The sequence below is a fragment of the Bifidobacterium favimelis genome, assembly GCF_037963085.1.
GTDB lineage: Bacteria > Actinomycetota > Actinomycetes > Actinomycetales > Bifidobacteriaceae > Bombiscardovia > Bombiscardovia favimelis.
The window spans coordinates 841,871-857,504 of the sequence record NZ_JBANDZ010000001.1 but is presented as its reverse complement, the minus strand read 5'-3'; the positions used below and the strand labels follow the sequence as shown (position 1 = coordinate 857,504).

Below are 15,634 nucleotides of genomic sequence, written 5' to 3'. Positions count from 1 at the left end.
CCTGCAAGGGCCCTGTCAAGGACGGATCCTTCCCTCCCCCGCGTCACGCCGCAGCCAGAAGACGGCGCCCATAGTCCAGGACTATCCCGTCCAAAAGACCATGACTGCTGGCTATGTATGTGTTCCCTTCCAGGACCCGGGGGTTGGACTGGTCCAACCGCTCCAGGAGGCGGGTCCAGATGAGCGCCCCCCCGCCTATCACATCCACCCTGCCCGGGTGTATGGGTTTGAGACGGGAGCGTTCCTGCCGGGTCATGTGCAGGACCCTGTCGTCCTCCTGCTTTACCTTGTCCACGGCAATGAGATGGCCGTCGGCGCCCGAAGGATTGTATTCGGTGGCCCCCATGGCCAGGGAGCTCATCGTGGTCACCGTGCCCGAGACCCCGATGAGGGTCCGTACCTGGCTGATGGGCAGGCGGGAGAAGGCCTGGTCTATATGGTCATCCACATCCTTGAGGGCCCGGTCCACCTCCTGACCGGTCGGAGGGTCGCTCAGGAGGTGCCGCTCCGTCATCCTGACCGATCCGATGTCCATGGAGTAGGCGGTCTGGGCCCGGTCGACCGGGGCCTGACGGCCGTCGCCCCCTACGACCAGCTCGGTGGAACCCCCGCCCAGGTCCACCACCATATAGGGGGCGGGCGGCAGGGCCTGTCCGCTCGATTCCAAGACGCTGACCGCCCCGAGGAAGCTCAGGGCCGCCTCTTCGCGGCCACTGATGACCTCCGGGCGGACACCCAGTATCCTGTCGATTCCCTCTTCGAATTCCTCGCGGTTGCTTGCATCCCTTGTGGCCGATGTGGCCACGAAGCGGATGCCGTCCACAGGGTGCTCCTCAAGGACCCGGGCGAATTCCCCGGCCGCCTGATAGGCCCTGTCCAGGGCCTCCTCGCTGAAACGGTGGGTGGAGTCCACACCCTGACCCAGCCTGATCACCCTCATCAGGCGTGGGGTGACAGGCCGCATGCTCCTCCCATCCACCTGTGCCACCAGGAGTCTTATGGAATTGGTGCCGCAGTCCACCCCGGCCACCGTTACCTGATTCATCCTCTGCATCCCTTCCACCATGTCACATCCGCCTGAGCTGACGACGGCTCTCAGGTCCGGCCGGTTCATCATCCCAGCCTGGCCCCTCCCTCATGGGACTGTCTGCCGGCCAGGCCCGGCCAGGGGTCCGCACACCGGCAGACGGAGGGGTCGAAATCGGTCCGGATCCGGTCCAAGGCCATATCGCCGATGGGGTTGACCCCCTCCCCCATGACCAATGATTGGGCCACCAAGGCGTGCAGGCACTTGACCCGGATCGGCATGCCGCCCGCACTCACACCGGCTATCCTCCCCTCCTCGTCCCCCAGGCGGTCGGCCAGGGCATGGCGGAAGGCCAGATAGACGGCATGCGCCCGGGCATACTCCTGTGCAATCCGAGCGTCCTGCCCGATCAGGAGGGTGTAGCGGGCCATGGACCCGTCGGCCTCCAGGCGGGAAACGGCCTTCACGGCCTCCGGCGAAGTCAGATAGCAGGTTGTGGGGAAGGGCGTGCCATCAGGCAGGCGGGGACGGGTGACCACGGCCAGGGGGTTGCCGCAGACGCACCGCGCCCCCACGGCCACCATCCCCCTGGGGAACCTGTCCAGTTGTGCCTCCACGACCTCCACCTGGCGGTCGGTCGCCGGGTGGGCCAGCAGGTCTTCCACCAACCCTTCCACCCAAACGGTGGAATCGGTCCCTTTAGGGCCTGGAGCCTCAGCCTCCTGACGACCTTCGGACCCCATGGGTTCACCCGTCACGCCTGCTTCCTCCACTGCAGCGATTCCTTTCGCGTTTCCCGTATGACATTGACTGTTCAAAACCGCCCTCCGGCCGGTTCAGATCTCACCCGGCCTTGGAACCACTGGGGTCGCCTTTCGCCTGGTCCTCCTGTTGGGTACCGGGCGCCTGGTCGCCCTTCCCGCCCTCCTTGGGGGCCTTTCCCTCTGATTGTGCGGGTTCTCGAGCAGGCTTCTGGTCGGCCTTCTTGAAGGAGTACGCCAGCTCCTGGTACCAGGGCAGGGCGTTCTGGTGGGGGGCGTCGGCCCCCTTCCCCTCATCCTGGTCCTTGCTTTCAGAAGCCAGGGCGTCCGCGTGGAGGACCCTGATGGCCTGCTCGCCCGGAAAGACGAACCCCAGGCGCTCGCGGGCCTGAGCCGTGACGTAGGCCTTGTCATCCCATCGCTGGATCTGGTTCTCCAGGTCTTGCTTCTGGGCGATGAGGGCCGCCTGCTGATTCTTCAAGGCGTTGAGCTGCGAGAGATTGATGGCGTAATTGTGGAAGGTGGCGGCCAGTTGGATCAGGCCGAGCACCATGATGATCACCGCCAAAAAGAAGGATATGGGACCGGCCGAGCTTCCGCCTCCGGCCCGCTTGGAATCCTGCGGGGCCCTGGTGCCGCCCTGTCTGTCTGTCTTGCGCTTGCTCATACCCATAAAAATACCCGTGGCAGCCGACCCTGCGGCAGCCACGGGCAAGACCGGTCGGACCGGGCGTTCACAGGCCCGGTCCGACCCGTCTAATCGAAGTGGAAGCTCACTTCGTGTACTTCTTGCAGGCCTTGAAGGCGCTGTAACCGGCGTACTCGGCCGTGGAGCCCAGCTCCTCCTCGATCTCCAGGAGGCGGTTGTACTTGGCGATGCGCTCGCCACGGGCCGGGGCACCGGTCTTGATCTGACGGGTGTTCTTGGCCACGGCCAGATCGGCGATCGTGGTGTCGGAGGTCTCACCGGAACGGTGGGAGACCATGGAGGTGAACCCGTTGGCGGTGGCCAGCTCGATGGCGTCCAGGGTCTCGGTGACGGTGCCGATCTGGTTGAGCTTGACCAGGAGGGAGTTGGCGGCCTTGAGGTCGATGCCCTTCTGCAGCCTCTTGGGGTTGGTCACCAGGAGGTCGTCGCCCACGAACTGCAGGCGGTCGCCCATGGCTGCGGTGATCTTCTGCCAGGCGCCCCAATCCTCCTCGGCGAAGGGGTCCTCGATGGAGACCAGGGGGTACTTCTCGACCAGACGCTGGTAGTAGTCCAGCATGTAGTCGGCATCACGGTCCTCGCCATCGAAGTGATACCTGTCGGTCTCCTTGTTGTAGAACTCCGAGGAGGCCACATCCAGGCAGAGGCCGATCTGCTTGCCGGGCTCGTATCCGGCCTGGCTGATGGCATCCATGATGTACTTGAGGGAGTCCTCATTGGACTTCATCTTGGGGGCGAAGCCGCCTTCGTCGCCCAGGCCGGTCTCATGGCCGTCCTTCTTCAGGATGCCCTTGAGGGTGTGGTAGACCTCGACGCCTGCGCGCAGGGCCTCCCTGTAGGAGTCGAACCCGTAGGGGGAGATCATGTACTCCTGGATGTCGGTGGCGAAATCGGCATGGGCTCCGCCGTTCATGATGTTCATGTTGGGCACGGGCAGGATATGCCCGTTGGTGCCGCCAAGGTACCTGTACAGGGGCAGGTCTGCGGACTCGGCGGCGGCGTACAGGGCCGCCAGGGAGACGCCCAGGATGGCGTTTGCGCCCAGCTTGCCCTTGTTGGGGGTGCCGTCCAGGTCGATCATGGTCTCGTCAAGGGCGCGCTGATCGGTGGCGTCCATGCCGATGACGTTGGGGGCGATGGTCTCGTTCACGGCCTTGACCGCGTCGAGGACACCCTTGCCCTGGTAACGCTTCTTGTCGCCATCGCGACGCTCCCAGGCCTCGGCCTCACCGGTCGAAGCGCCGGAGGGCACCAGGCCGCGGCCTTCTGCGCCGTCGTCGGTCTGCAGGACCACCTCAACGGTAGGATTGCCCCTGGAATCAAGAATCTCGCGTGCAAACACGCTTTCAATTGCTGCCACAACCGCTCCTTAAGACTGTTGTTGGTTGACTCTTTAAGGATAGTTCTTTTGTTGGACGATGGGCAAACCCGTCCGCAGGCATCCGCGTCCGCCACCGCCGCCTCCGGACCGCCCTCCGGACCTAAGTGGGAGCGGCCGGGCCCCTCCCGAGGCGGACCCAGGCCCATGCGGCTCGAAGGTGCCGGCAGATGCCGGCGGAACCGTCAATGGTTCCAGGAAAGGTCATCCAGCAGCTGGTCGGCCCACTGGAGCACCTGGCCCGAGTCCATGGCCTCCTGACCCAGGGACCCGGCAAAGGGGGCCGGGACCAGGAGGGTGTGCGTGACCGGGCGGTAGCGGCTCCCCTTATAGATGCGCGAGATCCTCGCCTGCAGCGATTCGGGCATATCCAGGGGGCTGACCCTGACCCTGCCGCCCTGTGACGCCATTTCGGCGATTCCAAGGGCCCTGGCCTTGAAGCGGAGCCTGGCCACGCCGAAGAGGGTGTCGAATTCGGCCGGGGGCCTGCCATACCTGTCCGACAACTCCTCGTACAGGTCCTTGAGATCCTCTTCGTTCCGGGCCGCAGCCAGCTTCCTGTAGGCTTCCAACCTGAGGTTGTCCGAGTCGATGTAATCGACCGGGATCGATGCCTCCAGGGGGAGGTCGATGCTGACGGTGACGGGCTCCTTGCGCTCGGGCTCCTTGTACTCTTCGACCGCCTCGGACACCATGCGCACGTAGAGGTCGAACCCGACCCCTTCGATGTGTCCCGACTGTTCGTCGCCCAGAAGGTTTCCGGTCCCCCTCAGCTCCAGGTCCTTCATGGCCACGTCGTATCCGGAGCCCAGTGCCGTGTTCTGCGCGATCGTGGCCAGGCGCTCGTGGGCCGTCTCTGTCATGGGCTTGGAGGGGTCATAGAGGAAGTAGGCATAGGCACGTTCACGACCCCTCCCCACCCTGCCGCGCAGCTGGTGGAGCTGGGAGAGCCCGAACCGGTCGGCCCGGTCGACGATGAGGGTGTTGGCGTTCGGGATATCCAGACCGGTCTCGACGATGGTGGTGCAGACCAGGACGTCCACATCCAGATGCCAGAAGTCCTGGATTATCCTGTCCAGTTGCCTCTCCCCCATCTTCCCGTGGGCCACACCCACCCGGGCCTCGGGGACGAGTTCCTGGACCCTGGCCGCAACCCTGGCTATGTCTTCCACCCTGTTGTGGATGTAAAAGACCTGTCCCCCCCTGAGGAGCTCCCGGCGGATGGCCGCCGTCACTTGGGAATCCTCGTAGGCGCCCACATAGGTGAGAATGGGCAGACGGTCCTCGGGGGGAGTGGCCAGGGTGGACATCTCCCTGATGCCGGTGACCGCCATCTCCAGGGTCCTGGGGATGGGGGTTGCGGACAGGCTGAGGACATCCACGTTGGTCCTCACGGCCTTGAGGGTCTCCTTGTCCTCGACCCCGAAGCGCTGTTCCTCGTCGATGATCATCAGCCCCAGGTCCTTGAACTTGATTTTGGGGTTGAGCAGCTTGTGGGTCCCTATGACCACGTCGACCCGTCCCGTTGCCAGGCCCTCCATGGTGGCCTGGTTCTCCTTGGCCGTCTGGAAACGGCTCATCGCGGCCACGTCGACGGGGAAGCCCTCGAACCGCTCGGTGAAGGTCTGGTAGTGCTGCTGGACCAGGAGGGTCGTGGGGACCAGAACGGCCACCTGCTTGCCGTCCTGAACGGCCTTGAAGGCTGCCCTGATGGCCACCTCGGTCTTGCCGAAACCGACGTCCCCGCATATGAGACGGTCCATGGGGACCGGCCGTTCCATGTCGGCCTTGACCTCGTCGATGGCGGTGAGCTGGTCGGGGGTCTCCTGGTATGGGAAGGCGTCTTCCAACTCCTTCTGCCAGGGGGTGTCGGGGCTGAATGCGAATCCCTTGGTCCGCTGACGGGCCGAATAGAGCTTGACCAGGTCCTCGGCTATCTCGTGGACGTGCTTGCGGGCCTTGGCCTTGGTCGCCGACCAGTCCGACCCGCCCAACTTGTTGAGTTTGGGAACCTCCGCACCGATGTACTTGCTGACCTGGTCCAGCTGGTCGGCCGGTACGAAGAGCTTGTCCGGCGGGGCGTTCCGTTTGCCGGGGGCGTACTCGATGACCAGGTACTCCCTGTTGCCCCGGCTGGGACCCACACCGACGCTGCGCTGCTTCATGCCCAGATAGCGGCCGATGCCGTGCTGGTCATGAACCACGTAGTCGCCCGGCTTGAGCTCGGTCAGATCGATGGCCTTGCGACGGCGACGGGAGGACTTCTGACCGGCTACCACCCCGGAATGACCTGTCAGGTCCCGTTCCGTCAGGATGGCCAGGCGGGCCTGGTCATCGACGAAGCCGTCGGCCGCCAGGGAACGGATGTACTCCACCCCGGTGACCCCCGTCGTGTCCACCGCCCTGTGCAACCTGCTGAGGGTCCCCTGGGCCGGGGCCGTGACGACCACCCTGTGCCCGCTGCCGATAAGGCCCGCGATCCCGGTGGCGGCCCTGGTCTCGTCACCCCTGTACTCCTCGGGCGACCTGGCATCGATCCGCGTCCCGCCGGTCTCGGTGTCCACCGACAGGTCGGTCAGTTTCCACACCTCGTGCCGACTGAACTCCAGGGATGATATGACCTCGTCGTAGTCGAGGAAACTGGCCTGGTCGAAACTGATAGGTGCCCCGGAGCCCTGACCGGATGCGGCCACGTGCCAGCTGGCGGCCAGAAACTCGTTGGCCGTCTTGGACAGGTCCTCGGCGGAGCGTCTGAGCAGCTCCGGGTCCGACAGGAGGATTATGGCCTCCTCAGGCAACATTGTCTGGACCGGGACCAGGTGGGGCACCAGGGCCGGCATGAGGGACTCCATGCCTTCGACCGGTATGGCTTGGGCTATCGACTCCAGCATGTCGTCTGCATTGGGGATGCTGCCGATGAGGGCCTTGGCCCTCTGCCTGACCTCGGGGGTCAGCTGGAGCTCACGGCAGGGGGTGGCCCAGACCCTGTCCAGGGGGTCCCCGTAGGTGCGCTGGTCCGAGGCGTTGAACCGGCGGATGGTGTCTACCTGATCGCCGAAGAATTCGATGCGGACCGGGTGGGGGGCCGTGGGCACGAAGGCATCCAGGATGCCGCCCCTGACTGCGAACTGACCTCGCTCCATGACCAGATCGACCCTGGTGTATGCATTTCGGACCAGGCGTTCCACGGCCTGGTCCAGGGGCATGTCCTCTCCCTGTGTGAACACCAGTGGTTCCACGTCCTGCAGCCCCTCGACCACCGGCTGGAGGAGGGATCGGATGGGCATGACCAGGAGACGGATGGGGCCGAAGAGGTCATCGCCGGCCTGCGGATGGGCCAGACGGCGGAAGACGGCCATCCTGCCGGCCACGGTATCCGCCCTGGGCGAAAGACGCTCATGGGGCAGGGTCTCCCAGGACTGCAAGAGGGCGAGGTCGTCGGGATCGCCCGGATACCAGGAACGGATGGACTGGAGCATGGACTGGGCGTCATGCTCCGAGGGGACGACGAGGACGACCGGCCTGGATACGGCCAGGGCCGCGGCCAGGGCCGGGCGGACACCCTTGGGTGCCTGGATGGCCAGGGAGGGGTCCACCGCGGAATCGGCCACCTGCACCCGGCCGTCAACCAGGGCGGAAAAGGCGCCATCAGCGCGGAGGTCAGCCAGGAGGCCTTGGAGGGACCCCTCAAGCGGGTCTTGTGCCTTTGAATCGATCACGTTCTGTTTGTTTTCCTGCTCCTCAGCGGGCATTGAAGCGCTCCTGGGCCCGGTCCAGCCCCTCCAGGATGACCGATTCGACAGCATCCCCTCCCCTGGCCAGGAAGTCGGGCAGTTGACGCCGTTGGTCCCCGCCGAAGCCCCCAAGGACCCAGTCGACGGTCTGGCGGTGTGCGTCGGCACCCCGGCGGGAATGACCCACACCCAGACGGACACGTGCATAATCGTTGGTCCCCAGGCTGCGGTCGATGGAACGGATTCCGTTGTGCCCGCCGGAGGAGCCGCCACGTTTGACCTTGATCCGGCCGAAATCCAGGTCCATGTCGTCATGGATGACGACGACACGCTCTGGTTGGATCCGATAGTAGGCGACTATGGAGGAGACGGCGGCCCCGGAATCGTTCATGAAGGTGAGGGGTTTGGCCAGGAAGAACCGCTCCCTGCGCGGGCCCAGGTCCATGACCCCCTTGCCGAGTTCGGCCAACCCCTTGTGGTTGCCGAAGGTGACCGACCAGCGCTGCGCGAGGAGGTCCGCGCACATGAACCCCATGTTGTGTCTGGTCCCCTGGTATTTCGCGCCGGGATTGCCCAATCCGGCGATCAGCCAGAAATCAGATGCCATGCTCACCCCTCCTGAGGTCGGTCAAACCTTTGAGATTCTATCCGCCCGGAGAGACCGGGCGGGGGGAAGGGGGCGCCTGTTCGCTCTGGGGTCAGGAGGGTCCGGCGGGCGGACGGGTCACTGCCCGCGTGCCCTGCCGGTCGCCTCCTTGAGGGCCTCCTTCAAACGGTCCTGAGCCTGGCCGTAGGCCGAGAAGTCTCCCTTCTTCAGGGCGGCATCCGAATCCTGCATGGCCTTGTTGGCCTTGTCCAGGGCCTGCCTGAGCGAGTCGGAGGCGGCCTGCGGGGCCTGCGGCGGCTGATGCCCTTCACTGTCGCCGCCGGACCCCTGGCCTGGGCGGCTGTTGGCCGCATCACCGGCCGTGGCTCCGGAATCCCCCTTGAAGGTCTTGTTCAGGGCGGCATCCAGCGTGGCCGCCGAACTGACCTTGTCGCCGAAGGCCACCAGGACCCTCTTGAGGAGGGGGAAGCTGGTGTTCTCGCTGGACTGGACGTAGACGGGCTGGATGTAGACAAGGCCGCCTCCTATGGGGAGGGTCAGCAGGTTGCCCCGCTTCACGCTTGTCGACCCGGACTGCAGGAGGTTCAATTCCGTGGAGACGGCGGCATCGGAGTTCAACTTGTTCTGTGCCTGCCCGGGGCCGGGCATGTTGGAATTCTTGGGCAGTTCCATGAGCCTGATGGTCCCGTAATCCGGGCCCACCTTCCCCTTGGTGCCGCCCGCATCGGAATCCACGGACAGGAAACCTGTGAGTATGTCGCGCTTGGTGGTCTCCCCTGCCGGGACGAAGGTGGAGGTGAGGGAGAAGGCCGGGTGGTCGGTCCCCGGCGTCTGCAGGGTCAGATAGTAAGGGGGCTGCTTCACCTTGTCGTTCTTCTCCTTGGCCGTTCCCGCCGGGTCGGTGGGGGTCTGCCAGAAGTCCTCACCGGAGAAGAACTGGCTGGCCGAATCCACATGGTACCGGCAGAGGAGCTCCCTCTGGACCTTGAAGAGGCTCTCGGGGTAACGCATGTGGCTCATCAGATCGCCCGACATGGAGGAGAGGGGCTTGTAGTTGCCCGGGAAGACCTTCTGCCAGGCCTTGAGGACAGGATCGTTCTCATCCCAGGCATATAGGTCGACGGAACCATCGTAGGCATCGACCGTGGCCTTGACCGAGTTGCGGATGTAGTTGGCGTCCTGGGAATTGAGCCCCTTGACCGAAGAGGAGGTCTGGGTGGTGGTGTCCTGGGTGACCTCTCCCAAATCGACCTTCTGCGAGTATGGGTACTGATCCGAGGTGGTGTACCCGTCGACGATCCATTTGACCCGCCCGTCCACAACGGCGGGGTAGACACGGCCGTCCAGGGTCAGGTAGGGGGCCACAAGGGAGACCCTGTCCTTGGGACTGCGGTTGTACAGGATCTGCGACTGGGGGGTCACCCGTTCCGAGAAGAGTATCTGGTCGGACCTGAAGCGGATGGCATAAAGGACCCGCGAGAGGAAGTTGCCCACTGAGGGGCCCCCGTCTCCCTTGAAGGTTGTCGTGGTCCCGTTGGAACCGGTGGGATAGTCGAATTCCCATGATTGGGAACCCTTGGGGGCCCCGACGATCGAATACTCGGGGGCATTGGGCGAGAAGTAGATGCGGGGCTCATAATGCTGGCTGTCCGTCAGTTTGCCATGCACGGGTATGTCCTGCTCGAAGAACTCGGGCTGGCCGTCCGGCGTCACCTTGTTCCCGTAAGCCGCCACCACCCCGTAGCCGTGGGTGAATACGGTATGGTCGTTGACCCAGTTGCGGTTGTCCAGGCTGTTGCCCCCCAGATCGAGCTCCCTGGCCCCGATGACCGTGTCCTGGCTGACCCCGTCGATGTCGTACTTGTCCACGGCCAGGGTGTCCTGGAAGGAGTAATACTGTTTGGACTGCTGCAGCTGGCGGAAGGTGGGCGAGACCACTTCAGGGTCAAGCAGCCTTATCTGTGCCGTGGTCGCCGCGTCGTTGGCCAGGGCCCCCTCCTGGACCTCGGTGGTGGCGTTGTAGGTCTGGGTCTTGACCTTGTCCAGACCATAGGCCTTAAGCGTGGAGTCGATGCTGCGCTGGATGAACTTGGACTCCATCTCCTGGGCGTTCGGGGTCACCCTGAACCGCTGGACGACGGCAGGCCAGACCCCTGCCAGCAGGATGGAGACCACGACGGTGGCCGCGATGGATATGACGGGGACCCTCCACTGTCCGAAGGAGGAGGCCACCCCGTCTGCCGGCCCCCTCCCCCCGCCCAGACTGGGCGAGCTCAGCATCCAGAAGCCAAGGACCAGACCCAGGACCGCCACCAGACAGGCCACCACCAGGGTCATTGGGATGGATGCGTTGACGGAGGTGTAAGTGGCCCCCGTGACCTTCTCGCCGTCGGACGTGAGCCGGTCGAAGACACCCAGGCCGATGTTGCAGGCCCAGACGAACATGAGGAGGATGAGCCAGATGGCCACCTGCCTGCGCGCCCTCTTGGTCATCTCGACGATCCCTCGGCCTCCCACCGGCATGGTCAGGCGGATGCCCCCCATGAGGAAGTGCGTGATCACGCTGAAGACGGCCGCAGCCAATACGATGACAAGGAGGGCGCCGGCCATGAGTTTGAGGCCGGGGAGGATGAAGATGTAAAAACCGTTGTCGATGCCGAACTGGGGGTCGCTCACCCCGAACCGCTGGGCGTTGAACAGGAGGAGCACCTGCTTCCAGTCGATGTTGAACTGGGACCCGAAGAAGATCCCCACAGCCAGGGAGACCACGGCCGCGATGCGGATGGCCCTGCGGGAGGTGACCCCCTTGCCCACCTCTATGACATCCCCCCTGATGCGGATGGTGGAACCGTCCGGGTTGTCGGGTCTGGCACGGATGGCCAGGAAGGCCGAGAGGAGGGTTACGGCCGTCACCACGATGGCATAGGCAACCCACAGTCCCACCTTGACGCCCAACTGGACCCAGACGACCTTGGCCGCATGGAGCTGCGAATACCACATGAGGTCGGTTATGAACCGGCTGAGCCCGAAGAGGAGGGCCAGGACCACCAGGATTACGGCGACCGCCACCGCGAGGATCCTGGACCAGCGGGAGGGACCACCCGATCCTGCGGACGTCCTGGTCAGTCGGGGCAGACCCGGACCGGTGAAGCCCCCTCGGCGGCCCGAAGGGCCGGAAGCGCGTCCGGGCCCGCCCGCCGCCTTGCCGGGCCGGTCACTTTCGTCGGCTTCGACGTCGATGATCACGGGGTCGTCGTCATCCGCGCGTCGCCTTTCGGAGGCCGGGTCTTCGCCGGGATCGAACATGCCGCCGAATATATCAAAGAAGGACATGGGCCCAGCTTACATGGTCGCCCGGTCCTGGATGGCCTTCCGGTAGACGGATTCTGTCCGGTCCGCCACGCTTGCCACTTCGTAGTGTGACAGGAGGCCGGCCTGGCGGGCGCGGACGCGCCCTGCCCAGGCAGGGTCGTCCAGGGCCCTGGCGATTTTCTTTGCCAGGTCGGCTGTGGCGTCAGGACCGCTGATCGGGAAGAGCGAATCGTCGTCACCCTCGAGGGTGTACCTGTATCCCGGGTTGTCACCGGCCAATATCAGGGCCCCGCAGGCCATCGCTTCCAGGAGGACGATACCGAAGGTCTCGCCTACGGTGGAGGGGAAGACGGCCACATCGGCGCTGGCCAGGAGTTCAGGCTTGTCGGCCTCTGATATGAATCCGGGGAAGTCCACGCGCATGTCGATCCCTTCGGCCATCCGACGGCACTCATCCAGGAGGGGACCCCTGCCTCCCATCGTCACATGCATCCCCGGTGGGAAGACCCCCTCGTGCCGCCCCCAGGCCAGGGCGCGAAGAAGCGCCTGGGGGCCCTTGCGCTCGACGAACCGCCCCAGGAAGACGACATGCGGCCCTCCCGAGCGCAGACGGGCCACGGGCTCAGGACCGTAATACGCCAGGGCCCTCCTGAACCGGGCGGTATCCACAGGGTTTGGTATGACCAGGGCATCGGCCCCGGCCGTTCCCCTGGCATAGGCCGCGGCAGCGGGGGAGACCGCGATGACGCGGTCCACCCTGCGGTGGCTTCGTCGGTTGACCACACCCAGAAGGCGGCCTGCCTCATACTGCAGGCGGCCGGTGGAGGCTATATGGTATGTGGCCACCACCCCTGTCCGGGGGTCTGCCGACTCCAGGACGCGGCCCGCCAAAAAGGGACTGTAGGGCGCCTGGACATGGAGGACATCGAAGGGGTTCTCCGACAGAACCCGCCGGATTTTCCCCCGGCCGGCCGGGAGGGGGATCCTCATCCTGTTCCCGTTGAAGGCCACCATGACGTTGTGCGCCAGGGGGTGGATGCCGGGCACCGGATGGCGTCTGGTCTCGCCCACCAGATAGTGCACTTCGTGGCCCCTCCGGGACAATTCCCGACCCAGGGTGACGATGTACTGCTGGACGCCGTCGTTGACGTCCAGGCTGTCATCGAAGACGAAGCCTATGCGCAATCTCCCCTCCGACGGGTTGCAGGGGCCGGCGGGCCGGCCCTTCATCGTCCCCCCTGGCCCGACCAGGCCAGTTCGCGCCCCATCAGGGCCAGGCGGACCAGGTGCCTGTCGGCCGCCGCCCTCGCTTCCGGGCTGTCGTCGCCGGAGGTGAGGTTGTCCACGTAGACGATTCCTGCCTCCTTGACCCCGCAGTACTTGAGGAAGGTCTGCTTGCATATCTGGTCCTCGAGGGCCCTGCCGATGCCGCTGGACTGGTACCAGTCCTCCCCCGCCCCCGTCAGCATGACCACGCGGACGACCTTGCCGGCCAGGACGCCGGGAACCCCTGAAGGATCGTATGCAAAGCCCCGGCAGATGACGCGATCGAGGAAACCCTTCATGAGGGCGGGCATCGTGTACCAGTAGACGGGGAAGACCAGGGCCAGGACATCGGCATCACGAATCCGGGCCTGCATGGCCATCACGTCGTCCGGGACGGGTCCCCTGCCCAGGTAGTGGAGTCGGTCCTCCCGGCTGTAGACCGGGTTGAAACCCTCTGCCGCCAAATCGATCAACTCGGTCATGGCCCCGCTTTCGGCGGCCCCGTCGAGTATGGCGTTGCCGGCCGCGTTGGTGAGGCTGCCGGGTTCCGGGTTCGAGGTTACGGCCACTACCTTCATCTGTTCTGCACTCCTTCGCTGACGAAAACTCTCATACGACAGGACCGCCGCCGGTACCGGCCCGGCACGGTCGGCCGTCTTCCACCATTCTTGTGCCAGGCGAAGACCTGAGGGGTGATTGGGCCTGCGGACGGAAGGTCTGCGACACGCCCGGCCGTCCAGGTGCCGTCAGGCCCGGGGAGGGCGTTTCAGAGCAGTATGCAACCCGGACGCAGAAACCGTTCGGAGAAGCTTGACAGGAGGTTGGGAGGGCTCTTAAATTGGGTCAGGTCGGTAGGCGAAGCTACCGCACGGACACGGACTGCTGCCGCAAAGTGGTGGAGACACCCCGCGCAGGTCAACAGTCCCCGTCGGATCAAGGCGGGGACTAATGCAGCCCAAATACCGTGCGAAGCCGAAGCTTGAACGGTGACGAATGCCATGGTCATGCCATGGCTCATGCCGTCCATGGATGCGCGCCGACGCGGTTCATATTCCGGACGAGGAGGCGGCCCCATGAGTCTGTTCACCATAGGCGGGCGTAGCCTGATCAGGACTGACGACCGCAGCCAGGCGTCCCGGGGGGCCAAGCTCCTGACCGGGGGCGCAGTGGCCGTGGGTTCCGTGGTCCTCTTCGGTGCCATCGCATACATACTTCCCGGTTTCAGCGCCCCGATCGGACCTTCGGGTATACCCTCGCACATTTCGACGGACCCCTCCAACCTGCCTTACTATGCCCTCCGGTCGGTTTTCAGGATGTTCATCGCCCTCTTCTTCTCCCTCATCTTCACCTTCATATACGGGCTGGCGGCGGCGCGGTCCAGGCGGCTGCGGACCGTCCTCATCCCCCTGCTCGACATCCTTCAGTCGGTTCCGGTCCTGGGCTTCCTTTCGGCGACGATCTCCATCTGGCTGGTCCTCTTCCCCGGTTCCATACTGGGGGTCGAAGCGGCGGCCATATTCGCCATCTTCACCAGCCAGGCCTGGAACATGGCATTTTCCTTCTACACATCACTGACCAGCGAGCCCGCCGAACTGGACGAGGCGGCCCGAATCCTGCGTCTGAGCAAGTGGGAGCGCTTCTGGAAGCTAGACGTACCCGGCTCCATGATCCCCCTCCTCTGGAACTGCATGATGAGCGTGGGCGGGGGCTGGTTCTTCCTGACAGCCTCCGAGATGATATCGGTGAACAACAGGACCCTGGCCCTGCCCGGCATCGGCTCCTACGTGGAGGAAGCCGCCTCCCAGCGCGACATCGGCAAGATCGGATGGGCCATACTGACCATGGTCATCGTGGTCCTCCTCATCGATTTCCTCCTGTGGAAGCCCTTGACCGCCTGGTCGGAGAAGTTCCGCGTTTCACAGAGCGTCTCGACCGAACCCAGGAAGAGCCTTGTGCTGACCGTCATACGCCTGTCCGGCATCAATGACATCTTGGCCCACGTGGGCAGGCCGGTGGCCTCCTTCCTGGACACGATCACCCGTCCCCTGGGGAAGACGGGATCTCGTTGGGGACGGCCCACCAGCAGGAGCAAGGCCGGCGACCTGGTCTGGTACGCCTGCATAGCCCTGGTGTGCCTATGGGGGGTTTGGCAGATCTACGACCTGGTCATCAGCACGGTGGGGATGTCCGAGGTGGGCCGGACCTTCCTTCTGGGCTTCTACACCTTCCTCAGGGTCACCCTCCTCATGGTCGTCTGCACCCTGGTCTGGGTGCCGATCGGGGCGTTGATAGGGATGAATCCCAAACTTTCCCGGATCCTGCAGCCGGTCGTGCAGATATTCTCCAGCTTCCCGGCCAACTTCGTCTTCCCCTTCGTCACGCTTATCTTCATCGCCTGGCACGTCGACATCAATTGGGGGAGCATCCTCCTCATGGCACTGGGCACCCAGTGGTACATCGTCTTCAATGTCATCGCCGGGGCCTCGGCCATACCCGATGACCTCTTGGAGATGTCGCGCAGCCTGCGCCAGCCCAGATGGCAGAGGTGGAAGACCCTGATCCTGCCGGCCGTCTTCGGTTCCTGGTGCACAGGCGGCATCACGGCGGCCGGCGGGGCCTGGAACGCCTCCATCGTCTCCGAGGTGGTCAGTTACGGGGATCACACCCTTACCGCCAGGGGACTGGGGGCATACATAGCCGAGGTGACCGCAAGGGGTGACACCCCACGGATCATCCTGGGGGTGACCGTGATGAGCATCTTCGTGGTCCTGGTCAACTGGCTCTTCTGGATGCCCATGCAGAACCTGGCAGGAAGACGCTACACCCTCACCTGAACCACC

Annotated in this window: 10 protein-coding genes and 1 riboswitch; of the genes, 1 reads left to right on the top strand and 9 read right to left on the bottom strand. The window is 64.7% G+C overall.

Going from position 1 to position 15,634, the window contains the following annotated elements; all coding sequences use genetic code 11:
• Nucleotides 1-43 precede the first annotated feature (43 nt).
• The 9 genes from V6584_RS03465 to V6584_RS03425 all read right to left on the bottom strand — a co-directional run bounded on the left by V6584_RS03465 (nt 44) and on the right by V6584_RS03425 (nt 13,372).
• Nucleotides 44-1,045, bottom strand: coding sequence for a Ppx/GppA phosphatase family protein (locus tag V6584_RS03465; protein ID WP_340469054.1), 1,002 nt, complete (start codon nt 1,043-1,045; stop codon nt 44-46).
• A 68-nt stretch (nt 1,046-1,113) separates the two neighbouring features.
• Nucleotides 1,114-1,800: a DUF501 domain-containing protein gene (locus V6584_RS03460; protein ID WP_340486196.1), complete on the bottom strand. Its 687-nt coding sequence runs from the start codon at nt 1,798-1,800 to the stop codon at nt 1,114-1,116.
• A 70-nt stretch (nt 1,801-1,870) separates the two neighbouring features.
• A complete protein-coding gene (locus tag V6584_RS03455) occupies nt 1,871-2,455 on the bottom strand; it encodes an FtsB family cell division protein (RefSeq protein ID WP_340469052.1) in 585 nt (194 codons plus the stop codon).
• Nucleotides 2,456-2,561: 106 nt separating this feature from the next.
• Complete coding sequence (eno, locus tag V6584_RS03450) at nt 2,562-3,857, bottom strand: phosphopyruvate hydratase (RefSeq protein ID WP_340469051.1); 1,296 nt, start codon at nt 3,855-3,857, stop codon at nt 2,562-2,564.
• A gap of 203 nt (nt 3,858-4,060) precedes the next feature.
• Nucleotides 4,061-7,627, bottom strand: coding sequence for a transcription-repair coupling factor (gene mfd / locus V6584_RS03445; protein WP_340469050.1), 3,567 nt, complete (start codon nt 7,625-7,627; stop codon nt 4,061-4,063).
• The gene (pth, locus tag V6584_RS03440) at nt 7,617-8,216 is read right to left on the bottom strand and encodes an aminoacyl-tRNA hydrolase (protein WP_340469049.1); all 600 of its coding nucleotides are present in this window, start codon (nt 8,214-8,216) and stop codon (nt 7,617-7,619) included. The genes mfd and pth overlap by 11 nt, the downstream gene beginning before the upstream one ends.
• Nucleotides 8,217-8,333: 117 nt before the next feature.
• Nucleotides 8,334-11,549: a UPF0182 family membrane protein gene (locus V6584_RS03435; RefSeq protein WP_340469048.1), complete on the bottom strand. Its 3,216-nt coding sequence runs from the start codon at nt 11,547-11,549 to the stop codon at nt 8,334-8,336.
• A gap of 9 nt (nt 11,550-11,558) precedes the next feature.
• The gene (locus V6584_RS03430) at nt 11,559-12,758 is read right to left on the bottom strand and encodes a glycosyltransferase family 4 protein (RefSeq protein WP_340469046.1); all 1,200 of its coding nucleotides are present in this window, start codon (nt 12,756-12,758) and stop codon (nt 11,559-11,561) included.
• The gene (locus V6584_RS03425; RefSeq protein ID WP_340469045.1) at nt 12,755-13,372 is read right to left on the bottom strand and encodes an NAD(P)H-dependent oxidoreductase; all 618 of its coding nucleotides are present in this window, start codon (nt 13,370-13,372) and stop codon (nt 12,755-12,757) included. Before V6584_RS03425 ends, V6584_RS03430 begins: the two co-directional genes overlap by 4 nt.
• 265 nt (nt 13,373-13,637) lie before the next feature.
• Nucleotides 13,638-13,789: riboswitch (M-box (ykoK) riboswitch) on the top strand.
• 78 nt (nt 13,790-13,867) lie between these two features.
• On the opposite strand from V6584_RS03425, the gene V6584_RS03420 reads away from it, so the two are divergent.
• Nucleotides 13,868-15,628 carry an ABC transporter permease gene (locus V6584_RS03420; protein ID WP_340469044.1) on the top strand — a complete coding sequence of 587 codons (1,761 nt, stop codon included), beginning with the start codon at nt 13,868-13,870 and terminating at the stop codon, nt 15,626-15,628.
• Nucleotides 15,629-15,634 lie beyond the last annotated feature (6 nt).

Excerpts from the sequence above, each read along its gene's own strand:
- V6584_RS03465 (WP_340469054.1), bottom strand. The coding sequence starts at position 1,045 with ATGAATCAGGTAACGGTGGCCGGGGTGGACTGCGGCACCAATTCCATA.
- V6584_RS03455 (WP_340469052.1), bottom strand. The coding sequence starts at position 2,455 with ATGAGCAAGCGCAAGACAGACAGACAGGGCGGCACCAGGGCCCCGCAG.
- mfd (WP_340469050.1), bottom strand. The coding sequence starts at position 7,627 with ATGCCCGCTGAGGAGCAGGAAAACAAACAGAACGTGATCGATTCAAAG.
- pth (WP_340469049.1), bottom strand. The coding sequence starts at position 8,216 with ATGGCATCTGATTTCTGGCTGATCGCCGGATTGGGCAATCCCGGCGCG.
- V6584_RS03435 (WP_340469048.1), bottom strand. The coding sequence starts at position 11,549 with ATGTCCTTCTTTGATATATTCGGCGGCATGTTCGATCCCGGCGAAGAC.
- V6584_RS03430 (WP_340469046.1), bottom strand. The coding sequence starts at position 12,758 with ATGAAGGGCCGGCCCGCCGGCCCCTGCAACCCGTCGGAGGGGAGATTG.
- V6584_RS03425 (WP_340469045.1), bottom strand. The coding sequence starts at position 13,372 with ATGAAGGTAGTGGCCGTAACCTCGAACCCGGAACCCGGCAGCCTCACC.
- V6584_RS03420 (WP_340469044.1), top strand. The coding sequence starts at position 13,868 with ATGAGTCTGTTCACCATAGGCGGGCGTAGCCTGATCAGGACTGACGAC.